The following is a 24,911-nucleotide window of genomic DNA, read 5'->3' as shown; positions in this document are numbered from 1 at the left end:
CATCGGACCTATTCAAATCGAATATCATACTTTTGTAGAATTTCTTTTGCTTTTGCAAAGGAACTCAAATCAAGTACATCATCCGTATCAAGCATAATATCAAACTGGTCGTCAATTTCTGCTACCAACGCCATATGAGCAACTGAATCCCATTCGGGGATAGTATTGTAGGCTAGAGTATCTGTTACTTGGCTTTCTTCAATACCTAATGCTTCTGCAAAGATGGATTTTAGTTTTTGCTGGTTCATAATTTCCCTCACTTCTATTCAAATGTATTTAAGTTCATCTAAGAACAAATTTTTTCAATTCAAAAAGACACTTAAAGCTATTAATAGTTCTCTATACCAACTTATTTTGAATAACTTAGAAGAACTTTCCTTAGTTCTCTCCAAGTAAATCGAAAATTTCCCTCTTCATTATTCATGAGAATTCTTAAATTTAATTCAGCATCCATATAACCTGGAAAAAGTTTTAAAGCTCGTTCAAATAATTCCTTTGCTTTATTTCTTTCACCCGTATAAATATACAATATACCTAAATTGTTTACTGAAGCACCATGCGAAGGTTCACATTCTAAGGCTTTAATTAAGCAAGCTTTTGCCTCAACATAATTCTTTTTCTTAATATAATAAAGCGACTTTAAAAAAAACACACTATCTCCCGAATGATAATCTAATTTAGAAAATTCTTCAAAAGCCTCTTCCCATTTTTCTAGTCGATATAGCATTGAAATATAGTCTAAACGATTTCTATCTTTAGTCTGTCTTCTATTAAATAATGCGCCTTTTATTTCTGTTAACTCGAATTTCCTTAAAATATCTATCTCTGCATTTGCCGTTTTATTAAACTCATTCGTTGTATTATTAGGATGCCTCCTTACCTTTACTAACGGCTTATCAACATAGGCAAAACCCCATTTTTTTGCTAACCTCAGCCATAAGTCCCAATCTTCATTATATTTTAGTTTTTCATTAAATCCCCCAACATCCATCAGTGCCTTTTTATTAATTAAAGCTCCTGAGGGTGTTACAATTTGATTCCTAAAAAGTTCATAACCAAATATTTCGCCAGTGCCATATTGCTTCCCTCTTAAAATTCTGTCCAAACTTTCTCCGTTTTCATTTATTTGTAAATAAGCAGGGTGAACAAGAGCCCACTTATTGGGACTGCTTTTTTCAAGCTTCTTCAAATATTTGATTTCTTCCTCCACTAGAGTGGGATGAGCAATATCGTCCGCATCCATAAAAAGTAGCCACTCACCGTGTGCAGTTTCTATTCCTTTATTACGTGCTGTTGAAACTCCCAGATTACGACTTTGCCTAAGTATCTTTATACTTTTATCAGTATTTGCATATTTTCTTATAATTTCTAAAGTGTTGTCAGTACTACAGTCATCAATGATTAAAATTTCGTCTAGTTTAATACTTTGCCCAATTAGGCTCTCTATTGATTCATCAATATACTTCGAAGCATTATATGCGGGCATTATCGCTGTTATTTTCATTATTAATTTCTCCCTTTATGAATATAGTTCTAGGAAGATATCTTTTTCAAATTCTTTATTGCTCTTATACAAAGGATAAATAAAAATATTGTTATATTTTTTTACTAGCTCGTCATAAATTTCACTTTCATAAGCCTCTGATGAAATAATAATCACCTTCGGGTTTAGTGTTTGAATCATATTTTTAGGATAAATTTCTAAACCCATGATTCTCTTTCCATGTTTTTGTTTATCATTATCAATAATTCCAATAATATTAAGGTTTAAATTACTTACTTTTTCTAATAAACACTTTGTGTGTTCACCAGCTCCAAAAATAACCATTCCTTCATTTAAATCAACTCTATTTATAATATCTCTTTTGATAATAGATTCTAATCCACAATAATCTCTATTAAAATGATTAATGATATAATTTGGCAGCTCAATTTTCTGATTTTCAACAAAATGAATTATAGCATCACTAGCTCTCTTACTTGCTGTTCCATCAGCAAACTTATAAACAGCATTAACTGCTTTTTCACGTTTTTGCTTTTGAGTTTTACTATCTATAAGAGCAACTTCTATATTTTCTATTAGTTCCTCAGGTTCATTACAATTCACACCAACATCTGCATGTTCCCAATATCTTAAACCATGTTCTACGTTTCTTCGATACCATGGTGCATTTAAGACTACAACCGGCCGATTCGTACTGGCAAACTCATAAAGAGTTGACATATGATCACAAATGTAAAGATCCGCTCGAGTTAAAACTTCATGAAAATTTTTAACAATTTCGAATCCTAGTTCTTTATAATGTGGAATGAGTTCCTCTATCATTTGGGGATGACCATGACCCAATATTTCCCATCCGCGTTTTTTTGCTTCTAAAGCTAACTCTGGTAATGCCTTCTGAAAATGTGGAAATGAGGTTCTTGTCTCTGGTACAAGCATGCGGTCATAATGAAAGGAAATAGCAATTACTGTTTTCTCATTTTTATTCTTTTTAAAATTTGTATGCCAATAATCCAATTTAGGGCACCCTACAACTGCCACATTATTATTTTGATAAACATGCTTTATAATACTTGCAGTATAATCATTTGGTAAAATATCCAATATTACATTTTTTCTTAGCGGAAATAACAAATGTTCTTTCCCTTTATAGTATTGTCCTGCTCCATGCTCTACTAAACCGATCGGTCTTTTTAATTTCTCTATAAAACCATCAAAAATACTTGCTGTAATTAACAATTGTTGACTCTTTTCCAAATAATCCAATACACTATTTAAATCATCAAACTTTTTAATAGAATACTCTTCTTTTGACAAGTTATAATCTGAAATCGAGTGCTTATAATTATAGATAACAAATTCTCCTTTATACTCCCAAGGGATTTCTTTCCAAATAGGCAGTAAATGATCAAAATGATGTGGTCTCCACGCAAAGAAATCAATAATCTTGTTCTTATCATTCATTTTTCCGCACCTCAAATAATTAATATGGATCACTAATTACAACAAGAATCACAAATAGAACTGTGTCATACTATATTTTCTTACCGTCTCTTCCAACCTAGATTAAAATGTATCGACTCGATAAAGTTTAATTTCTCAAGTTGCAATTTAATTTCTTCATAGTACATGCTAGCAACCAGTATATAGATTTCTTTTTTATTTTCTGTTGCTAGTTTTTCCAGACCATATATCTTTTTATTATAAAACGTACTATTCCATTGTTCTTTGTTGTTATCCACATAATATTCTATACTATGTCCAAGGCATATTAATCTCTCTGTAAGTAACTGACTCGCTTTGCCTGTTCCAAAAACCACTAGTTTTTTACTTAATAACTTTATCATTTCCTTTTTTTCAAGTGGTTCATAGTTTTTCCATCTACTCTTCCTCAAATACCTTTCATATACATCTGAAAAAGGTTGTATGCTTAAATAATGCCACGGTTTAGAATAACCAGTGTAGTGAAGTATTGCTAACTCATTTTCTCTCTCACTAAAAATATTCTCATTACTTAATTTAAAAGAATCCATGAGCTGATATTTCGAGGTACGTTGATTCCAATAATTAGGAAGAGGCAGCCAAGCTTTATCAACAAGTACAGCATTGAAAGCATCTTGATCATGAAGTTTAATCCTGCTAGACATCTCTACCAAGTAATCCAATGCTTTTTCCGACACTTTATTCTCTCGCCACAGTTTTAAGTTAATCAGCATTACTCCAGAATTGAAATATTTGGAGGTTTTTGCTATCTTTATTTCGCCATGTCTATTAAACTCAGGTTCAACTACAGCTGCCAATATGTAATTACTAATATCAATGTCCCATAAACCTTTAATATCTCGATTTACAATTAAATCACAATCTAAAAACAATACTTTATCATTCAAAAAATGAAGTGCCTCTGGTATTGACAGTTTATAATATGCTGCATGACTCATGTTATCCTTTACTGCCAATTCTTTGTACTTTTTTTTATCAATTTGAACAAAAAAAATGTCTGAACCATATTCTTTCACTGTCTCAGTCAAGTAACTTTTATTGATAGACGAGATACCTCCATCAATTATATAAATTGAAATTAACTTTCTTGAGGTGGTTTGTTCAAATAAAGATATTAACATTACACCTAAATGTTGCGCATAATTATCATCAGAAACAGCAACTATTTGAATTTTTTCCATTAAGTTCTCCTTATAATTTAAATAGATTTTAGGTTACTTTTTTCACCAGATTTATTGTTAAAATCACTCATAAAGTATCAACTCTTTAATTCCAAAATTATATCTGTGTGGAAATTCTTTTCTAAAAGAATTTCTCTTATTCTCTTCATTTCACGAACTATTTCATTATTCATATCAAAAATTGAAATCCAAAATGTTTCAGCAAGATATCTTAGAAAGTCCTCAGCGTTTACTTTATTTAATTCCAGTAACCTTTTATCAAACTCTATATAACCAGTAGCTTTTTTAACCTGTGATAGGATATTTTTCATACCTTTAATTACTTCATACTCAAAACCTTCAACGTCTATTTTGAAAAGCAATACTTTCTTCTCACTATCATTTTTAAGCAAATCATCTACTTTAATTGTTGGTATAACAACTCTTTTATGATTATCAAGTGTTTTAAAAGCTTTTGATTCCCCTGAAGAATATGTATTAATATAAAAATCTTGAGTTTTTCTTTCACTATTACCTGCAAGAGCATTAACTATATGAACATTTTTCCTGTTTTGAATTTTTATAGTTCTCTCTAAATACGGAATTAACTCTGGATTAGCTTCAATACCATATACTTTACAATTAAAATCATATTCACTAGAAAGAATACATTCTCCATAATTTACACCTATATCTAACACTAGATCTGGTTTTATTTCAGTAACCTTTTTTGCCCAAAATTCCATTAATCTCTTTTGAGATGGGAATTCCTTAGTTAAAAGATTAATAATCCTCTGGTCAGCTAAATTCACAGCAAAAGGCTTCCCTTTCAAGGTAATTTCAAAGGGATACTCTCCCCATTCACCGTTGCCACCAAAAAAATGAACATTGTGTTTAAATCCCATTTGCGATAGTTGTTCCTTAATTTCTTCATGAAAAGAACTTGATATAATAATTAGAGTTTGTTTTACATCAATTTCTCTTAATTCTGTAGGTGATTTTATTACAGCACCATCTATTATTTTACCCCATTTTTTACTATCGTTATCTACAAAGAAGCTAACTGTTAGTCCAAATTTATTGAGTTTTTTTTTCGCTTGTTCTCCAAAACTAGATGCTCCAAACAATACGATATCTTTATTCTTATCAATCATTTTTATTTCAGCTCCAACACATTATTTATTGTCAAAATGGGGCGAAAACCAGTAGTACTTAAAACTTTGTTTGATAAAGAGTTTTTAGATGTAATATAGTACGGCCTTTTTAACATTCTTCTCATTTTTCTATTTTCGGTGCCCTGGATAGGAGAATTTGTCCACGAAGCTATATCTTTTATAGTACTATTTTGAAAATGCCAAATATCATCTCTTCTTGGAAATACACCATTTTCATCAGATACTAAATACTTATCCCAATCGTTATTCTTATCATTCTGAGATACTCCACCAGTCATTAATTTCACTTTTGAACTATAGCCCTTTATATCTTTAAATATTTCCCTTCCATTTGAAGTCGCAATTCCATTTTCATAAAGTTGATCCCAAGAAATACTGTGCTGCACATTTCGATCAGCAATCAATTTCTTTTTACCATCAACCTCATCAACCATAATGAAATAGAAATCTCCATCTGGAAATGCGCTAGACTCAGGTGGAATAAATTCCTTAGTTTCTTTTCCTAAACCTAGAAACTCACCGACCTTATTATATGTAGCTTTATAGTGACAGCGAATTCTCTTGCCAAGTTCTAATTCCTCAATGTTGCTCACTTCATGTACATGGCTGATCCGGCTATTTGACGCAGTTTCTATTCCTGAGAATACGAAATTTCCTTCATCTAACACTTTTAACTCAATAAGGTGTTCTTCATTTTTTAAATAATGCTTTTCAAACAAGATTTGCTTGAAATTTGCCGTTTCAAAATTATGTAGATCTGAATTTCTTACTGAAACCTTTTCTGTGCTCCCGTCAATCGTAATCTCAATTTGTTTTTTTGAGCTGTCTCTTCTCATTGAACCTAAAATTTTTAATGAAGTTCCTTTAAAACGAAATGTTACGGAAGCATTGTTTCTTCCATTCATTTGTTTCACGGAGTAGTCAACAGAGTAACCAGCCGTCGGATTTTGCTTTTCCCATTCTCCAATATAGTGAAAAGCCCCACAATCGCTTGCGTAAAATTTACTTAGCGGCATTTCAACTTTATTCGAAAGTTCCCAATGAACCCTATAGATATTTCCAGCTACCTGTTCTAACGTTTGCTTACATTGGTCTATAAAAGGAAAATACCCTTCTATAATCAACTTTGCTCTCTCAATTTCACTTGTCAGTTTCCGGATATTTGCCGCTTTAATCGTCAATGCTTGAAATTGGGTCCGAAGAATCGGTTGAACAACATAAAAATAGATTTCATTACCAATGAATTTCTTCATTAACTTGTTAAACTTCTCTATAATTTTTGTCAACTTATCTGTTTTTTTATTTTCGACTCTTGCTTGCATTTCTACTAATCCTGAACGAACTTCCTTGTAATCTTTTCGAAACCGATCAATAGAGCGTTCAATTTTTTTACAGCATTCAAGTAGATAATTAAGATCATACTTATTTTCAATCCCTAAATACCAATTCTCGTCCACGACTTCTTTTTTAAATTCTTCATGGATTAACTCTTCTAGTGATTTAAAAATAGTCCCCTTTATAGCTGCTCCGCCTTTAGTTGTATTAAATACTTTTACATTAGGGTATTGGCTAATTTGATTCTCAAGAAATTCCCTCATACTATTAAAAGAAGAATTAGTCTCAACGCTGTTTCCATATACGTCTTCAACAAATAAAGTGAATTGGCGATCCTTCTCTTCTACTTTTATAGAACGATTTTTTTGTTGGTATTCAACATCCTTTGAGTAGTACTGCTCATTTTTAAAAGCCAAGTTTTGCCCGACAAACGCTATAGGATTACATCCTAGTTTTGCTCCAAGTTGGAAAGTAACTGCGGCAATGGTTGGCGAGTCCTGTACCACATCAATTTCGCCCCCATTTGAATTTCTTAAATAATACTTTGCCACCGTGTCTTGACTTGTAACCATATGAAGTTTTGGACCTTGATACATATCTAACGTTTCATAACCAACACTTGTTCCGTAAATCATTGGTATGCTTGTAATCCCTTGTTCAATCATACTTGCAAACACCTGATGATTATGTTTTTGAGGATCATAGGTACAAACAGCATCGGGCATAATATTTTGTGCTACTAACGCACGATTAGCTGAGCCAACTGCAAAAATATAAGCTAGTTTTTTTTCTTTAATATAGCGAAGATGTTCATATTCATCCTCTAAAGAGGGGCCAGCAGATACGATAATTAGAGGCTTATCACGAAATCGAAGCTTAAATTCATCACTTAATATATTGGGAGTATGAGCAGTTTTTGGCAAATTTACTAAGCTATTTAATGTCCATCTTGTACTATAAGCACTGTCTACATACAAAGTTTGTCTTTTAGAAGAAACGGCCGCTTTAAAATTTTCAGAAAATAGCACGAATTTCTCTTTAAATATCTGTTGATAGCTAGGCAAGACTACAAGTAAAATCCGCTCTCGTATATTATGTGTTAACTGTTCTAAAAAAAACTTCCCATCCTCGTTGGAGCTCTCGACAAAGATATTTTTTAATTTGTGAAGGGGAAGCTCTTTTAGTGACTGTTCATTTATAAACTCGTGAAAAATGTCTATACTTGGTTCATAAATAGAAAAATTAAAATTAGGATACCTCTTTAAAAACTCCTTTACATGATAGCCTAGTCCGACACCATAAAATAGCACATGCTCATAATCGTTAATATCAATATTTAGATTAGCTTGATCGATTAGTTGTTCTGCTTCTCTTTCAGGATCATATTTACTATGGACAAGCATGTTGCTTTCATCAAGTGTGATTTGGATAGTCGGCTTCCCTTTTCTTGACTCGATCGTCCGACAGGAAATTTCTTCTTTATTATCCCATCTGTTTTCCAATTTCTTTACTAGCTCAGGGTAGTTTAGTTTTAAAAAGGATAAATTTTCAGCTACCATAAGTAAATCGCCTCCCTCTTCAACAGAAAATCTAAGTTGCTGACGGAATCAACTGTATAATATTCAAATCCACGCTTTTGTAATTCTTCCATTGATAGACAATAACGCCCGTCAAATACAATTGCCGTTTTCATTAATAGCTTCATTTTCGCCAGATCAATTTTTTTGAACTCGTCCCATTCCGTTAAAAATAGACAAGCATCCGCTCCCTTTATAGCCTCATAAAAGGAATCTTTATATTGCACCTCATAAGGAAGAACTGATTTCGCCTTCTCCATTGCAATTGGATCATATGCTACTATTTGAGCACCATGACTGATCAGTTCATTAATAATCTTAATTGAAGGGGCCTTACGCATATCATCAGTATTAGGCTTAAAAGAAAGACCAAGAACAGCGAGTTTTTTATCTTGCAAATTAGAAAATCTACGAAGCACTTTTTCTACCAATTTTAACGGTTGTTTTTCATTGACATGAATGACACTATTCAAGATTTCTAATTCATAGCCATTTTCTTGTCCAATATGCAACAACGCATTCGTATCTTTCGGAAAACAAGAACCCCCATAGCCTATACCTGCATTTAAAAAAGCATGGCCAATTCGTTGATCCATTCCCATGCCCTTTGAAACGTCTGTTATATTCGCACCAACTTTTCCGCATAAATTTGCTATTTCATTTATAAAACTTATCTTAGTTGCTAGAAATGCGTTAGAAGCATATTTTATTAGTTCAGCACTCTCAATATCAGTATGTACTACAGGGAGGTTAAACGGATTGTAAATCCTTTCAACAAAATTAGCAGTTTCCTTTGTATCTGCACCAATGACAATTCTGTCCCCATGAAAAGTGTCAAATATTGCATGACCTTCTCTTAAAAACTCGGGATTCGAAACTATTTCTACTTCCACATTTACCTGAAGATGTTCGATAATTGTTTTCTTAATAGTTCTGTTTGTTCCAACAGGTACTGTACTTTTTGTAATAACTACGATATTGCTTTTTAAATGTCTCGCAATATCCTTGGCTGCCTGCAAAATATAAGTTAAGTCCGCTGATCCATCCTCACTTTGCGGCGTATCTACGGCAAGATAAACTGCGTCTGCATCATCGAGTCCTATTTCATGACTTAAAGTAAACCGCAGTTTTTTGTCAGATATGTTTTTCTTTAACAGCTCCTGTAAACCGGGTTCATAAATAGGAGATATTCCACTGCCTAGTTTTTTAACCTTCTGTTCATCTATATCAATACATGTAACATCATGACCGATCTCCGCAAGACATACGCCGGTTACAAGTCCAACATAACCTGTCCCAATGATTGCAATCTTCATTTTTTTCACCTGCAAATTTTATTAAATTCTCCAGAACTTCAATAACGGTTTTCACTTTCAAAGCATCTCGATTAAAGCAAAATCATTATAGTAGTTTAACCTTTTGCTTAGAACAGACAGCTTTTATAAACGATAGGGCTTAATCTGTGTGAATAAGTGGTTTACTCGAAACCTATTATTTCGGACAATGTCCATTCCGTTCTTCTCCGGACAATCCCTCACATGAAGAACTATTGATTGTCCACGAGTCCTTCTTCTAAAATCCAGCTTCTTAATGTTTCTTTATCAATGGCAGCATCCTCTCTAACACGAGGAGGATTATGAATTGGATGGGCATCCTTGTACGAATGGCCCCCAACATAAGGTGCCTGAATAATATACATATTGCTCGTTTCTAAGCCCACTCTAACTTCATCTTCAGTCATTAATTCTTCAAACATTTTCTCGCCTGGACGAATACCGATTTGTTTGATTGCAACAGCTTTTGATAAGTTATACTTTTGAGTTACCTCTTCTATTAGAACATCAACAAGATCACATAATTTAATAATTGGCATCTTTAAGACAAACACTTCTCCGCCCTTAGCCATTTCATTTGCTTCAAGAATTAGATTTATTGCTTCGGTTGAGGTCATCATATATCTCAACATGTTGGCGTCCGTCACCGTTATTTTATTCTCTTTTAATATTTGTTTAATAAATAGGGGAATGACTGAACCTCTTGACCCCATGACATTCCCAAACCGTACTGAGCTAAATATAGTTTGCTTTGGTCCTTTTTGGTATTGTGCCGCCGATATTAATCTTTCAGCGGTTAACTTAGTTGCCCCATAAGTGTTTGTTGGGGCAATTGCCTTGTCGGTACTAGTAAAGAGAACCTTTTTAACATTTGTTGTCAATGCGGCCTGAATAAGATTTTGCGTCCCTAACACATTTGTTTGAACCGCTTCGAAAGGATTATATTCACAAGCAGGAACTTGCTTCATTGCTGCTAAATGGAAAACATAATCAATATCCTCCATTGCCCTCAACAGTCGATTTTCATCGCGGACATCGCCGATTAAATATCTAATATTTTTATGTCTATGAAGCTCTTGTTGCATTTCAAACTGCTTATATTCATCCCTGCTAAAAATTCGGATTACTTTCGGGTTCTGTTCAAGCAATTTTTTTGTCAACCTGCGCCCGATAGTGCCCGTTCCACCTATTATTAAAATGTTTTTATTCTTATACATAGTTGTCCGCATTATCTTACCTACTTCATTGGATTTATTTCACTGCAAAATTTTTCTTAGTCTCGCCATTAATAATCTCAAATTGAGGTAAAATTTCATATTGAATAATGTCTGCTATCAGGATTGAATCTTTATTTTCTATTGCTTCCATTAAGTTCGGTAATTCCACCTCGAAAACAGCAATACTTTTTACAAATTTTCCCCAATTCACAATGGAATGTTTTATTTGATCAATTTTTTTCAATGATTGGTAAAGCCAATCTATCCCATCTAATAAATAAGTTAATGAGAGCCATGTATTTTCAGATGGAATTTGGTAAAATTCATTAACAAGCCTTTTGATTTCAGGAATTGCTCGACTAGTATAATCATCTAACGTAATCAGTACGTCATCAATAAGCTCTTGCACTGTTTTTACTATCGCCTCTATTTCTTTAACATCTTCTATTTTAGCTAGCATATATTCCTCATGATCCTCGTATACTTCTTGACCATCAATGATTAAATGGCTGAAAAACAAGTTCTTTTCAGAGATAATACTATTAATTTTTTCAATAATTTTTTCAGTTACATTTGTTTCGTTGTCAAACATGTATATTTGATCTAATATCGTTAATTTCATTATCGTTCCTCCGTCTAATTAGATACTTATAATATCGACATTTTTCAACAAATGTTAAGACGACTTGATAAGGGAATTATTGGTAGTTATCTTATTGAAAAAATTTAAGAATTTTTTAATTTAAAAAATGAAGCACAAAAAACCCCAGACGAAATTTCGCCCGGGGAATTCAAATAATTAATTATTGAAGTAATTGTAATACTGATTGAGGCTTTTGGTTTGCTTGAGCAAGCATTGCTTGGGAAGCTTGTCCTAAGATGTTTGCACGCGTCATTTCCATTACCTCTTTCGCCATATCTACATCGCGAATACGAGATTCAGCAGCAGATAGGTTTTCAGAAGAGTTATTTAAGTTAGAAATCGTGTGCTCTAAACGGTTTTGGTATGCACCAAGATTAGAACGTTGAGCAGATACAGCTTCAATAGCACTATTGATAACTTCAATTGCTGCCGCAGCATCTTCATGAGAAGCAACACTTAATGCTGCTCCTTGAGCAGTGCTATCTGTTCCGTTAGTAACTCCGCTTGCCGCCGCATAAACAGCTCCATCTACAGCTCCAGTTCCAACATTCAATCTTCCAGAAGCAAGAGATGCACCTTCAGCATGATTACCATTTGCAGTACCTTCAAGTCCTAGAGCTTTAGCACTCATATCATAAATTTTGATAGACATGCTTTGACCATTGTTAGCACCAACTTGGAAAGTAGCAGTAAAACCAGCACCACTTGTATTTAACATTTTTTGAGTGTTGAATTCAGTTGTGTTAGCAATACGGTTAATTTCTGAAGTTAACTCGTTGATTTCTTTTTGGATCTCATTACGGTCAACATCAACGTTTGTATCGTTCGCTGCTTGAGTAGCAAGCTCACGCATACGTTGTAGAATGTTTTGTGTTTCTTGTAATGCACCTTCAGCAGTTTGGATCATGGAAATACCGTCTTGAGAGTTGCGGCTCGCTTGATCTAAACCACGTACTTGCGCACGCATTTTTTCAGAAATTGCTAGACCTGCAGCATCGTCACCAGCACGGTTGATACGAAGACCTGAAGATAATTTTTCCATAGCTTTTGCACCAGCGTTGTTGTTAACACCCATTTGACGGTAAGTGTTTAACGCTGAAACGTTAGTGTTGATAATCATGTATAAGTTCCTCCTTGAAATGGTTTTATCCCACATCCATGTGGTTTTGTATGTTCAATCTAGTCATTTGGTCGGCCGCCCGAATGACTAGATTGGTTACAACCATTATATCGACATTTTTCTTAGGTTGTGAAGGGTTAATTTCATTTTTTTATTTATTTTTTAGTTGATCGGAGAATTTTGTCAAAAGATCCATTGTTGTGTCTATGGCCTGCGAGTTTTCTTCTTGAATTGCCAAATATACTTCTTTTCGATGAATTTCGACATTTTTGGGGGCGTTGATACCAATTTTAATTTGTTCACCATCAACAGAAAGAATTTTGATTTCGATGTCATCGCCGATTTGAATCGCTTGGTTAAGTTTCCTTGTAAGTACAAGCATTGTTTAGCCCTCCTTACCGGTTGCTGCTGCAGTTTGGACTAAAAGATGCTTCGTCGTGTAGGAGCTGTCACTAAGAATCACTTGCTTCCCTAATTTTTTCTTATTGTTGATCACTATAGGACCTTGCAGGTTCGCAGTTGTGTTTTGGAAGGGTTCCTGAACTGTAAGAATAACAAATGTTGCAACATCCTCTGCTTGCGCGATTTCCAGAGCTTCTACTACATGCTCCGGCAACTTTAGTTCATATCCTGGAAAAAACTCAAATGGACTCACGATCACAAATGCAAGACTTGGTGTTTGAATCGATTGTAATATAAAGAAAGGTCCATCATCTGCAAATGGTAATACGTAAAACTGTTTTTCTTCTAAAAAGCTAGGTATACCGCTATTAAAATGAATGATATTCGCTTGATCAATTTCGATTTCACCATGATACTTCGTTGCAATTTTCATTTTTCGTCACCACTTCTAGATTTTTTGGTCAAGGGCGGCTCCCACCGCTCTTATTTGCATGGATGCCTTTTGCTTTAAGTAAATCTGCAGGTTTCCTGGGTTGTATTTAATGATAGGTTCATTCGGTTTAATATCAATATTGAAATTTCCTCTATGTACTTTTATCTCTATCGTTGATGGCTGATAGCTGAATTTCACCTTATCAGCCGAGGAGGGCATATACCCAATATTAAACTGCATTTGGTCAGGTTCACTGTTCTCCCGGGCAATCTCTGGAATGGCACTTTTGCGCTGACCTTCAATCCTCATAAGACGATTCCCTTCTACTGCATTCTCGGCAATGCTTTGAAGGGCCTTTTGTTTTGCCTTTGCTGCCCACTCTTTCACCACTCTTAGCGGATTCTTTAAGTTGGCATCAGCAAAAGCTTCCGTCTGGTCAATTTCCAATTTACTGTCCGTCTTCATGTATTCTACTTCCGGCTGCGGTTGATTCAGACTCATATCAGCTTTAGGCTGCCTTATTTCAATTGTTGATCGGCTCTTATTTAGACCTAAATAAGCGAGCTGACTATCAATTTCTAATCGAGGTAGCTTCATCGCTAGTCCTCCCTTAAGGATTTATAATTCTATTTTAGCTAAAGATGGTAACAATTAAAACCTTCGTTTTATTTTAAAAAAGCATTGCTATATGAGGCGATATTCATATTTGACTCATCTTTTCGCCTTTCAATTTAACTGAAAGGGGGGCGAAACCATGATTTCACACGAAATGAGCGAAAAATCATTGCATCAACAAAGCCCTTTAAAAAAAGCTACCCCCGAAGGAATAGCTTAGCGTAGAAAGTCCATTAATGTTGGCTGAATGATTCTGGCCCCAGCTGCAAGGGAAGCACGATGGATACTTTCTTGAATAGTTAGGTTAATGATGGCTTCTTCAAAATCTATGTCCTCATTAGTAGATATCGTATTTTTCGCAATTACTCTCTGATCAAGAAGGCGGCTGTCCACCATCTCAGCTCGATTGATTTGAGCCCCTAGCTCTGCTCGTGTTGAAACAATATTATTAAGATAGCTATCAATCGAGTCAAGTGCTTTTGTAATTTCTTCACCTGTGGTTTCTGGGTCTGTTAACATCTTTTTAATGGATTCTAAGCCACTAAACATCTCTATAGAAAATACATCTTGTGAATTAACGTTAATTGGAATTTTAACACCCTTCATGACCTCAATTTCAACTTTTTGCGTGTTGGAGGAAATCGCTCCTATGTTGGAAACAACGAGATCATTTACTTCTAAATCTCTGGTGCTTCCAATCACCGCACCATTGAGACCCTCTTGCTCTTCTAGTTGAAACTGTTTAATCGATGGTGGTGTTGTAGATGTATCAATCGAAATCGTGGCTGGCGGGCCCGTTTCTTCGATCTCATTTCCATTAGCATCAATCGTTTTATACTTAATGTCAGGCTGAACTGTAAATGTTGTCACATCACCGTTCGTAGAATCATATTTATACGTTTTTCCCTTGTAGCTAATCACATAATCATCCACATTGGCAATATCGCTCGCAAATTTAGTGAAATCGACATTAAATTGGTTTTCATTAATAGGACTTGAAACTGTATCCGTTCCGTTGAAAATGTAATTTTCCCCAATCTTTGTATTCGCTAGCGCGACAATATGCGCTTGCAAGCTGCTAATCTCTTTTTCAATATTTTTACGCGCCTCTTCCTCATAGCTATCGTTAGAAGCTTGTACAACCAGTTCACGTATTCTTTGCAAAACTAAGTTTGTTTCATCAAGAGCTGAATCCGCATTATCCATCCAGTTAAAGCCTTCATTTAAATTACGGCGGAACTGGTCAACTTCAACCAAATCAGTTCGATAACGCATCCCTTTCATCGCAATAACAGGATCATCCGATGGTCTCGTAATCTTCTTTCCTGTTATAAGCTGATCCTGCAGCCTGGCTAATTGATTATAGTTTTGACTAATATATTTCAGATTACTGTTTGAAAGCATTGATTGAGTAACACGCATATTCATTCACCTACCTATCTTCCAACTATGCCCATGCCATTAATCACCTTATCAAGTAATTCATCAATAAGGGTCACCTGTCTTGCTGCCGCATTATAAGCATGCTGATATTGAATCATATTGACCATTTCTTCATCTAAAGAAACACTGCTCTCTGACATGCGTCTTTGTTCAACTGAACCTTTTAATGTTAGTGCGGTTATCGCCATTCGATTTGCTTCAGACGCATTATCGCCAAGCTTTCCAATCATTCCTTGATAAAATGATTGGACATTTGTGAGATTGCCTCCAAAATCAATTAGAGCGTCCTTCACATTTGCCAATGCTAGTGCATTCGAGCCATTTCCAATGAATGCCTCATCTGTAGATTTAACTCCTTCAGCTTTGAAGGTTAAAGACCATGTATCCCCATCCGTTAATGAAGATAATGAGCTTGTATCAAAGTTGATTCCGAATAATTTCACCGTTTTATCCGATGTAGAATGTGTTGCAGTAAACGTATTGCCATCCGCATCAACGGCTGTAAAAGTATAATTCCAAATACTTGGGTCTACATCTGAATCGTATTCGACCTTCACATTTATATTATCAAGTCCTGCTGGCCATGTAACAGTTGCTCCGGTTGAGTCTGTAATTGTTAAAAGGGAGCTATCAGCTGAATCATAAATTCCAGTAAAAGAAGGATTCCCTACTGCTTTATTATTAGCATTTTCCCTTTTCATCGCACCAGCTATCACATTTCCCTCTGCAGCCGCTGCAATATTTTTTACATCATCAATAATATGGCTCGCAACAGCAATTCTGGAGGCTGCTCCCTTCACAGAAGTGCCAATTGCAAAGAAATCCCCAAACGTATCATTCTGTGCACCATTTTCAATTTCATTCAAGCTCCAGCCTGAACCGTGAACAAGATTGAAATGGGTAGCAAATGTATAAGCCATTTGATCGAGGTCTGCGAGCATATCATTGTATTTTCCCTTTACTTCATCTCCTATTTTATAGCCAAAGCCTTCGATATAGCCTTTTAATGCGCCGTTTGATTTAAACGCATTAAAATCCTCTAAAATATAGCGGGGATTTGTTGACTGATCGGCAACTGTGTTGTTGGCCATTCCGGCAAATCCGCTATCGTTTTCATTTAATTGGAAAAACTTGATTTGCGTCATCGGACTATCAATCTCTGAACGATTTTCAAATTGAATATGGATGCCAGTGGCAATCCCCATTGTTGCATCTACCAGTTTAATAGGTTTCCCATTAGAATCCTTTAAAATATCCCCTTCTGGTGTTGCTAAATAGACATCCAATTTGCCTTCCGCATTAGCAGATGCTAAACCTCCACTTGATTTCGAATCAACCCTGATATTCATATAAGTTGATAATTCATCAAGCAAGCGATCGCGCTCATCGTATAAGTCATTCGGCAAATAGCCATGAGGTTCAATCGAACCAATTTCTTTATTGATGGCATTAATTTGTCTTAAAATCGAATTAATGGAATCTTGAGACGTTTCAATCTCTTTGCGATAATCTGCTTGTATCGTCTTCAAGGAATTAGCCATGTAGTTAAATGTGTCCGCAAGGGTGATTCCCCGCTCACGCACGACTCTTCGCGCACCGTCGTTCTGTGGCTGCACAGCTAAATCCTGAAGAGCATTCCAAAATTGATTCATCGTATTGGCAAGACCGATATCAGAAGGTTCATTCATAATATTTTCCATTTGGCTCAACATTTCGACTTTAGATTGCCAATACCCTAGTTTGCTACTTTCTGTGCGAAATTGCATATCGGTAAAACTATCACGAATTCTCGTAATATCTCCCGCCTTCACACCTGTTCCGAGCTGACCTGGAATTTGTGGCCTGTTTAATGATGGAGAAGGGTAAGGTAGGGTCGTTTGCATGTTTACGCGCTGTCTTGTGTAGCCAGGTGTATTCGCATTTGAAATATTATGTCCTGTCGTATAAAGAGCCGATTGTTGTGTCGCAAGTGCCCTCTTCGCAGTTTCTAATCCAAAAAAGGTTGAAGTCATAATAAATATCCTCCATTAAGCGTTGGAATCAAAAATGGACCGTTTCGGATGAGGCGATTCTTGGTTCACCTCAGGACGGTTATAATTAAAAGAATCGATATCCGGCTGCAATAGTTCCAAATTCATCTGAACAAATTGCAAGGATTGTTCTAGTAAATCTTGATTCAATAAATTTTGTTGACGCAAAGCCTCAATTTGAGTTTCAAGCTTCGTTTTTTCTTTTACAAATGACGTTTTATCCTCTACTAACTCGATTACTTTAGATAAGCTAGGAGAATCGGGGGATGCCCCATGTTTTTCCAAAAAAGTTTGTGTTTCTTGTACGAGTTTGCCCTCTGTTTGGCGAATCTGTTTAATATAGAGATTTTCTTTTTTGAGGAGTGATTGCAGACCGTCTAAATCTCCCTTTTTAACAATCTCTGTTTTTTGAAGGGCTATCGTGTGCAAACCTTCATGTAAACTGGTTAGTTCCTTTACAGATTCAAGTATTGTTTTCTCAGGCAATGGATTCACTCCTATTTCAAGTCATCCCAATATGAATACATTTTTTCGGCCACTTTCTTTGCATTCAGCTCGTATTGGCCAGATTGAACTTCCCTTTTAAGCTCATCTACTTTTTCTTGTCTTTCAAGCTCGATATTGCCAATCTTTTGGAGCTTGATTGCCTCTGATGAAATTTCAATTTTGTCTTTCGACTTTGCTTTTTGTGTTTGCTCCAATTTTTCCACTTGCTTGTTATACGGATTAACATTTATATTGCGCAAATGATTGATTTTCATTTTTTTCTCACCTCTTACATACACAGTTCCGTTACTAAGTTTATCATCTATACTATATATCGGCAGCATTTCTAGTTTGTAAAGACCTTATTTAATAAAAAGGCTGCGTGAAACATTATTTATTACTAAAACGATTTTTGCCTCATTTCGTGTGAAACCTTGGTTTCACACGCCTTTCAGTTATAATGAAAGGTTCTCTGATTCCATGAAACGATAGGAGAAAGCGAGATTTCTCCTATCGTTTCATGGAATCAGAAAGAAAATGAGTCAAAAATCAACACCGACAACATCCAACAAAGCTAATAAAAAAGCTATGTGAACAGTATTGTTGCCCAAGCGACTTTAAATCATTTTTAACGTTGATGAGTTCTCGGCACAAAACCCTTAATAAAAAATCATGTATATATATTGATTAAAAGTCCTTGAATTTCCCCTACTTGCTTTAAAATATCAAGTCCATTCTTTTCTTTGTTTAACACATCGTTTGCAAGGTCTATTAGCTTTTTGTCTACTTCCTTTACAATTTTGTAAATCTTTGTGCGTCCCCTGCGATTAAAGCCTCTTTGTTCTTCGAGCTGAAGCCCATTTTGTACCGCTTCTTCCATAAACTCTTTGACCATTTTTTTATATTTACGCAAGTCATCAACCGTGCGGTTCTCTGCAAGAGTCTTCCCTTGTTCCTCAATTTCTTCAACCATTTTAGTTAACTTGTCGTATACTGTTTGTTGACGTCCCTTTGCCATCACTTCCTGAAAGGATACGCTTTCAGCGGGTACGTTATTTTTTGCCTTCACTCGATCAAGACCGGCTTTATTTACTTTTTGGATCTCCATTGATTAATCCATCCTTTTAATTGTGTTGATAGCAATATTTTATCATAACGATTCACTCGATCGAAAAATCTTCTTATCGCATCGCTGTCATAAAAAAGAGAGGAAAGACCTTTACAGATAGCCTTACCTCTCTTGTGAAATTTATCCTTGTAGTAATTGAAGAACACCTTGTGGCAATTGATTTGCTTGAGCAAGCATCGCTTGTGCAGACTGATTAAGGATATTATTTCTAGTGAACTCAGTCATTTCAAGAGCCATATCAGCATCGCGGATACGTGACTCAGCAGATGTTAAGTTTTCATGTGTTACTTGCAGGTTATTAATCGTATGCTCCAAACGGTTTTGCGTCGCACCAAGCTTAGAACGAGTAGATGAAATTTGATTGATCGCTTTTTCAAGCTTGAAAATGGCTTCGTTAGCCGATTTATGATCAAGCACGTTAATTTCGTCAATACCAAGCTTGACAGTGCTTAACTGTGGAACATCAATCATGACGTTTTGGTTTGTGTTAGCACCGATTTGGAAAGCCAATGCTTTGTTCGTTAACGTAAACTGCGTTACGCCTTCAGCCATTTGACTGTCAAATTTAAGTTCCATTCCACCGTGTTTAATAACACCATTTGATGTTGTGATTGTTTTATCAAATGTAATATCCTCGTAGTCTGCACCATCCTTCTTTTGGATCGATACAGTCGCATTATATTCAATTTTTATCTTTGCTGTTCCAGCCTTTGTGATTTTTGATGTGTCAATTTCAATTTGTTTCCCTGGTTCTCCGATTGCAATAACACCAGCATTTCCTGAATTACCAATTTCCGCCGCTTTCGAGCCGATAGAGAACCCGTCTGGATCAAAGACTTCAATCGTCGCACTCATTGTACCGCCTTCAGTAGCATAGTTCGTGACAACAATTGAATATTCACCTAATTTTAAATCTTGTGCTTGGAAATCTGCCAATTCACTACTTATTACAGAGGCATCCTGCACTCCTGCCTCAGGTTGAGTTAATTTTAAATTTAAGGCGATGGAACCAGAAGCCACAGTAACTTGATAGTCACCTGTTTTCATTGAAGCATTCGTTACAACAGGCACATCAACTAAACCAGTCTCATTCGTAAGTGCAAATTGAGTGTCGGCAGCACTTGAACCGTCAAGTAATTTACGAGTGTTGAATTCAGTTTTCGATGCGATGCTGTCGATTTCCAATCGCAATTGGTCGATTTCTTTTTGAATTTGCTCGCGGTCTTCAGTCGTGTTTGTATCGTTTGCCGCTTGCACTGCTAGCTCGCGCATACGTTGTAGCATGGAGTGAACTTCTGTCATTGCTCCTTCAGCTGTTTGCATGAGGGAAATTCCATCAAGCGAGTTTCTTTCCGCTTGTTTTAAACCGCGGATTTGTGAACGCATTTTTTCTGAAATCGCAAGTCCTGCAGCATCATCAGCAGCGCGATTAATACGTAATCCAGAAGATAGTCTTTCAAGGTTTTTAGAAGTTGCCGCTTGGTTTTGATATAAGTTGCGGTAAGCATTTAAAGCTTGAATATTATTATTGATTTTCATTTTTTATGCTCCTTTTATTTTAATATTCTTCAGTTAAAACACTTTTTTCATAAACAGAAGCTTTCTTTCGAATGCCTGCTGCTGGGTCAGCTGTTTTATTTTTCATCGCCTGATTCCAGGCAGCTGAAATTTCTTCTAATGAATGAAGAACTTCTTTGATGATTTTGACATCTTTATTTAAATTCGCTTCAACAATCTTGTCTGCCATATAGTTATAAAGTGCATCTAATTGGTCGGCGATGATGCCAGCATCATAATTGAGTCCAGCACCAAGACGTTGAAGGATATCATTTGCGTTTTGGAGCTTTCGATTCGCTAAGATATAATCTTTGCTATTAATAAAATCGATCGCTTCTTCCAAATTTGTCATACACCCTTCGTATAAGAGCGCGGTTATTTCCTGTGGTGATTTTTGGTGAATAGCTGATTCTGTAAAGATTTCAGTCACCTGTTGTACACCTCCAATTGGTTATCTAACTTATTTATCGGAAAAAGTCGAAAAGTGTTTAATAATTTTTTTCCATTTCCTCGATTAAAAGTAAAATTTCCGCCATGACTGAATATAATTGCGGGGGAACATTGTCCCCCAAGTCCATATCCAATAAATTGGCCACTAATGTTGAATCCTCTTGCATATGAACATTATTCCTTTTGGCCAGTTCAATAATTTGCTGCGCAACCTGCCCTTTTCCTTGTGCGACAACGGTCGGCGCCTGATTAGAACCTTCGTCATATTTAATAACAGCAGCAGAAGGGCCATTCATTTCTTTGCGTCTTTTTTGATTATAGAAAGCAGACGATACCATCATATTCTAAAATCCATTCCCTTCTCTGTAAAAATAGGTTTTTGCGGTTTTTGTTCAATCGTTTGATCAGGTTGACTTTGAGTTTTAATCGGTGTCATTCTCGTGAAATGAAGGGCATTGACGTTATAGCCAATTTCATTTAGCTTATCCTTTGCCATATTCGCTAACGGCTCCATTTTTTCTTTAAAACCTGGTTTATCATTTTTAATCGTAATCGTTAAATTCCGTTCGGTCGCCGAAAGCATGATTCCGACATCACCTAGCTTCTTCGTTTCGATAAGGAAATAGAGATTGCAGTTTTCCCAATCGACCTGCTGGCCTTCGTTTTTAGAGTTGACAAAGACCTGTAAGTTTTCCGGCTTTCCTCCAAGCAGCAACGGCAGGTTAAAGAGCATGTTTTGCATCGTACCAGGCGAATCTGCCTTACTTAATAACTGCTGGCCTGTCAAATTGTTCAGTGCTTGTTCCGCTTGCTGGGCCACACGAGGGTTAGCTTCTTCTTGCTGAAGTTTCATTAAAGCAGCCTTCATATTATTTTGCTGCTCCTGCTGGTTGTGCTCGCCATTTTTAAACACAAGCGAGTTTGCTAAATCACTATCATGGTTTAGCCCAAGCGAGCGAACCATTTCGAACATTTGCCTTCCTGACGGCTCCTGTAAAGAGAAGCCTCTTGCTCCTGCCTCTAAAGGGGCATGGCGATTGTCCATCGCAAGGCTTTCCTTGCTGACAAAATGCATGATCTTTTGTTCTGAAGGCTTGAAATTTAATTTATCAATCAATTCTTTCACTTGTCCGACAATTTTCGAAGCTTCAGAGAAATTGCCTTTTGCCAAAAGTTTTTTCGCATCAGCTAATTGGGAGCTTGCCTGCAAAAGCTGCCTTTCTGTTTTCATGTCCGTAAATAACATTAAATCGCTTTTTAAAATCGCATTATCCAGTTTGCTAATAGCAGTCTCCAGCATTTTGCTCGCTTGCGGCTGTGCACTTCCTTTAAAAGTGTCAATCGTGCGCTGGACACTATCCAAATTTCTCGTAATCTCTCTTTTTAATTCCCTGAATTCATGCGTCGCTTCGGCGAGCTTTTGTGTAACCCTTGTAACTAAAATATCTTTAGATTGAACTTGCATGGATTGAAGGAGCTCATTGACGTCATATTGGCTGTTCATCCCTTGCGTTGGATCCACTTTCGGTTCTGACAGAGAAAGGGACTTCTGGATTTGGGTTAATTCATTGGCTACATGCTGCCTTGAGGCAATTTCCCGCCCTCGATCATTCAATTGTTGTGCCCGTTCTAGCGCCTCTTCAATTTTTGCGATATTTTTGACATCTATATTTGGATTGCTAGATATTTCTTTTCTGACTAGATTCAAAGCCTTGTCCACATCCGGTTCATTGTGGAATTGCTTTAAAGCCTGCTGCACGGTTTCGCTTGGCAGCTTCGGTATTAGCACGGGCTTCATTTCTCCACCGCTCTGCGATTCAGTTTGTTGAATATTCTGATTTGCTTGCTGGCCAGCTTGAGCGGTTTGCGGCTGCGACTTTAAAGCATTTGCCTCTAATTGCAGCAATAGCTTCGTTAACCGTTCACGCCCCGCCTCGCTAAGCTGGTCTGCTTGATTCAACGCCTTTTCGATATTTCTGGCAATATCCGGATCAATGCTTGGAGATTTTAGCACCTGTTCCTGAAGGACCTTTTTTACATCTTGACCCGCTTGAAGCTGCTCACGTACTTGCTTAATCGTTTCCTTTAATTCAACGGTTTGAGAAGCGGCCCCTTGCTGTGTCTGCACCGTTTTTGCATTAGAAGAATGGTTGAGCTGTGATTCCATGCGGCGGGAATCTGGTTGCACAGTTTCCTGTGAACCTTGCCTTACCGGTGCCGGTGCCTCATTTCGCTGCGTTTCTCTTGCTGCCGTTTCTGCTTCAGCACTGCTGAGCGCCTGAACGATTCGTTCTCTTCCCGCCGATTCCTGACCTGCTCTTTGCAGCTGACTCGCTTCCTGCAAGGCCCGTTCGATCTTTTGCGCTATTTCACGATCGATCTTCGGATTTTGGACCACCTGTTCGCGCACTTGCTCAATCGTTTTTTGCAGGCGCGGTTCCTGTTGCACCGATTCTCGTGCTTGGCGAATGACTTCAGAAGGTTTTAAGTCAATGGCGTCATGTTCCACGCTTGCCAATGCGGAGCTGAGCACTTCCTTCCCTGTCGTAATCCGCCCCTGCTGCATTAACACTGTAGCCTCCGTAATTGCTTTGGCAATTTTTCCAGCAGCATCTGCCGAAAGATTGCGATTGTTTAACAATTCCGTTTGAACTTTTTCAATTGATTTTTGCAAATTCGGATTGGAGCTGACTTGATTTCGCAGCTCTCTAACAACATCACTTAAACTTGCATTTGTAACAGGTCGGCTTTGTTCAGCCCTATTATCCACTGCAACCGCTTTTGGAGCGACCATTTCGGCTTCAGAACGATTTAAAGTCTGAACTAAACGATCCTTGCCGATAGATTGGAGTTTTTCCGCATCTGAAATGACCTTGTTAATCTCATTAACCACTTCTCTATCTATTTTTGCGTTATTGGCAATCACCGTTTTTACAGCCTGAATTGCTTTTTGCGGATCTGCCTCTTTTTCTAAAATAGAGCGAATTTGGCTGACAATCTCTCGAACTGCTGTTTGATTATAGGCTTTTTCGTTGGAAAGAGGGGCTTTGACCACGCTCTCTGCTGCCTTAGCTGTTATGGCTCCTTCTTTCACATTGGAAAAAACAGCCTGTTCTCTTTTACCAGAAGTATCAAGATTCAGTTCCTTTGCCAGATTTGTCAGCACTTCATTTAATGGCTTTCCGTGCAGCGCTTCATGGATAGATCGGAGATGCGTTTGAGTAACCTCCAAGCCCTTATTCACTAGTGCTCTGACTGTATCACTTTTTGTTTCAAACGAGCCTTGCCCTTTTTCAAAAAAGGTCTTCAGCTCAGAAACTACTTCTTTTGATAGCGGATATCCCTTATCTAACAATAATCTCGCTGCTTCTCTTAACTCCGGGGCATCCTTTGAAGTTAATCCTACCTTTTGCAATACTGCAGAAAGTTCTGGTGCCTTCAAGTTCGATGATTTAGATGCCTCACTTTGAATCGCCTTCACATTCAGCTTATCTTCTTGATGACTGGTGACTTGAACCGTTGCTCGCTCTCCAGCTGGTACCTTCCCTTCAAATTCAGCGACAAATTCCTTCCCTCTTATTTGCAGAACAGCTTCTTTATCTGAAATTCGTTGTTTAATTTGTGCAGAGTAAATTTCATCTTTTTTAACATCAAATGAAAGATCTATACTTGCTGTATTAGTCAGCCCTTGATTGGTGATTTGCATTTATGCCACTCCCCGTACAAACTTCTAATTCTAATATCGGTTAAGTTGCAAACATATTAATTGGAATGTTTTGTTTACACTACTATTTTTTTGAG

22 protein-coding genes are annotated in these 24,911 nt (G+C 36.6%); all 22 read right to left on the bottom strand.

Going from position 1 to position 24,911, the window contains the following annotated elements; genetic code table 11:
- Window positions 1-8: 8 nt before the first annotated feature.
- The 22 genes from NST02_RS04060 to NST02_RS03955 all read right to left on the bottom strand — a co-directional run bounded on the left by NST02_RS04060 (window position 9) and on the right by NST02_RS03955 (window position 24,816).
- The gene (locus NST02_RS04060) at window positions 9-248 is read right to left on the bottom strand and encodes an acyl carrier protein (RefSeq protein WP_137743546.1); all 240 of its coding nucleotides are present in this window, start codon (window positions 246-248) and stop codon (window positions 9-11) included.
- Between the two features lie 101 nt (window positions 249-349).
- Complete coding sequence (locus NST02_RS04055; RefSeq protein WP_137743545.1) at window positions 350-1,504, bottom strand: glycosyltransferase family 2 protein; 1,155 nt, start codon at window positions 1,502-1,504, stop codon at window positions 350-352.
- 15 nt (window positions 1,505-1,519) lie between these two features.
- On the bottom strand, window positions 1,520-2,965 hold the full coding sequence (locus NST02_RS04050; RefSeq protein ID WP_137743544.1) for a CDP-glycerol glycerophosphotransferase family protein: 1,446 nt from the start codon (window positions 2,963-2,965) through the stop codon (window positions 1,520-1,522).
- A gap of 80 nt (window positions 2,966-3,045) precedes the next feature.
- The gene (locus NST02_RS04045) at window positions 3,046-4,185 is read right to left on the bottom strand and encodes a glycosyltransferase family 8 protein (RefSeq protein WP_137743543.1); all 1,140 of its coding nucleotides are present in this window, start codon (window positions 4,183-4,185) and stop codon (window positions 3,046-3,048) included.
- A gap of 77 nt (window positions 4,186-4,262) precedes the next feature.
- Complete coding sequence (locus NST02_RS04040; protein WP_137743542.1) at window positions 4,263-5,318, bottom strand: FkbM family methyltransferase; 1,056 nt, start codon at window positions 5,316-5,318, stop codon at window positions 4,263-4,265.
- A 2-nt stretch (window positions 5,319-5,320) separates the two neighbouring features.
- Window positions 5,321-8,233 (bottom strand): 6-hydroxymethylpterin diphosphokinase MptE-like protein, encoded by a 2,913-nt coding sequence (locus tag NST02_RS04035; RefSeq protein ID WP_137743541.1) that lies wholly within the window; start codon window positions 8,231-8,233, stop codon window positions 5,321-5,323.
- The gene (locus NST02_RS04030; protein ID WP_340948123.1) at window positions 8,227-9,567 is read right to left on the bottom strand and encodes a UDP-glucose dehydrogenase family protein; all 1,341 of its coding nucleotides are present in this window, start codon (window positions 9,565-9,567) and stop codon (window positions 8,227-8,229) included. The genes NST02_RS04035 and NST02_RS04030 overlap by 7 nt, the downstream gene beginning before the upstream one ends.
- A gap of 230 nt (window positions 9,568-9,797) precedes the next feature.
- Complete coding sequence (locus NST02_RS04025) at window positions 9,798-10,814, bottom strand: SDR family NAD(P)-dependent oxidoreductase (protein WP_340948122.1); 1,017 nt, start codon at window positions 10,812-10,814, stop codon at window positions 9,798-9,800.
- 22 nt (window positions 10,815-10,836) lie between these two features.
- Window positions 10,837-11,424, bottom strand: coding sequence for a hypothetical protein (locus NST02_RS04020; protein WP_137743538.1), 588 nt, complete (start codon window positions 11,422-11,424; stop codon window positions 10,837-10,839).
- 181 nt (window positions 11,425-11,605) lie between these two features.
- Window positions 11,606-12,565, bottom strand: a complete 960-nt coding sequence (locus NST02_RS04015; RefSeq protein ID WP_137743537.1) for a flagellin N-terminal helical domain-containing protein — start codon at window positions 12,563-12,565, stop codon at window positions 11,606-11,608.
- Window positions 12,566-12,716: 151 nt separating this feature from the next.
- Complete coding sequence (csrA, locus tag NST02_RS04010) at window positions 12,717-12,947, bottom strand: carbon storage regulator CsrA (RefSeq protein WP_137743536.1); 231 nt, start codon at window positions 12,945-12,947, stop codon at window positions 12,717-12,719.
- Between the two features lie 3 nt (window positions 12,948-12,950).
- Complete coding sequence (gene fliW, locus NST02_RS04005) at window positions 12,951-13,400, bottom strand: flagellar assembly protein FliW (RefSeq protein WP_137743535.1); 450 nt, start codon at window positions 13,398-13,400, stop codon at window positions 12,951-12,953.
- A 15-nt stretch (window positions 13,401-13,415) separates the two neighbouring features.
- Complete coding sequence (locus NST02_RS04000; RefSeq protein WP_137743534.1) at window positions 13,416-13,997, bottom strand: DUF6470 family protein; 582 nt, start codon at window positions 13,995-13,997, stop codon at window positions 13,416-13,418.
- A 234-nt stretch (window positions 13,998-14,231) separates the two neighbouring features.
- The gene (gene flgL / locus NST02_RS03995; protein WP_340948121.1) at window positions 14,232-15,437 is read right to left on the bottom strand and encodes a flagellar hook-associated protein FlgL; all 1,206 of its coding nucleotides are present in this window, start codon (window positions 15,435-15,437) and stop codon (window positions 14,232-14,234) included.
- A gap of 14 nt (window positions 15,438-15,451) precedes the next feature.
- Window positions 15,452-17,470: a flagellar hook-associated protein FlgK gene (flgK, locus tag NST02_RS03990; RefSeq protein ID WP_137743532.1), complete on the bottom strand. Its 2,019-nt coding sequence runs from the start codon at window positions 17,468-17,470 to the stop codon at window positions 15,452-15,454.
- 15 nt (window positions 17,471-17,485) lie between these two features.
- The gene (locus NST02_RS03985) at window positions 17,486-17,974 is read right to left on the bottom strand and encodes a flagellar protein FlgN (protein WP_340948120.1); all 489 of its coding nucleotides are present in this window, start codon (window positions 17,972-17,974) and stop codon (window positions 17,486-17,488) included.
- A gap of 11 nt (window positions 17,975-17,985) precedes the next feature.
- On the bottom strand, window positions 17,986-18,249 hold the full coding sequence (gene flgM / locus NST02_RS03980; RefSeq protein WP_340948119.1) for a flagellar biosynthesis anti-sigma factor FlgM: 264 nt from the start codon (window positions 18,247-18,249) through the stop codon (window positions 17,986-17,988).
- 395 nt (window positions 18,250-18,644) lie between these two features.
- Complete coding sequence (locus NST02_RS03975) at window positions 18,645-19,082, bottom strand: YaaR family protein (RefSeq protein ID WP_137743529.1); 438 nt, start codon at window positions 19,080-19,082, stop codon at window positions 18,645-18,647.
- Window positions 19,083-19,223: 141 nt separating this feature from the next.
- A complete protein-coding gene (locus NST02_RS03970; RefSeq protein WP_137743528.1) occupies window positions 19,224-20,642 on the bottom strand; it encodes a flagellin N-terminal helical domain-containing protein in 1,419 nt (472 codons plus the stop codon).
- Window positions 20,643-20,661: 19 nt separating this feature from the next.
- Window positions 20,662-21,090: a flagellar export chaperone FliS gene (gene fliS / locus NST02_RS03965; protein ID WP_340948116.1), complete on the bottom strand. Its 429-nt coding sequence runs from the start codon at window positions 21,088-21,090 to the stop codon at window positions 20,662-20,664.
- 58 nt (window positions 21,091-21,148) lie between these two features.
- Window positions 21,149-21,448 (bottom strand): EscU/YscU/HrcU family type III secretion system export apparatus switch protein, encoded by a 300-nt coding sequence (locus tag NST02_RS03960; RefSeq protein ID WP_340949986.1) that lies wholly within the window; start codon window positions 21,446-21,448, stop codon window positions 21,149-21,151.
- The gene (locus NST02_RS03955; protein WP_340948114.1) at window positions 21,448-24,816 is read right to left on the bottom strand and encodes a hypothetical protein; all 3,369 of its coding nucleotides are present in this window, start codon (window positions 24,814-24,816) and stop codon (window positions 21,448-21,450) included. Before NST02_RS03955 ends, NST02_RS03960 begins: the two co-directional genes overlap by 1 nt.
- Window positions 24,817-24,911 lie beyond the last annotated feature (95 nt).

This window comes from Robertmurraya sp. FSL W8-0741 (assembly GCF_038004005.1).
GTDB classification, from domain to species: domain Bacteria; phylum Bacillota; class Bacilli; order Bacillales; family Cytobacillaceae; genus Robertmurraya; species Robertmurraya siralis.
Note: the sequence above shows the minus strand (reverse complement) of the source record. Positions and strands in the feature narration are given on the sequence as shown.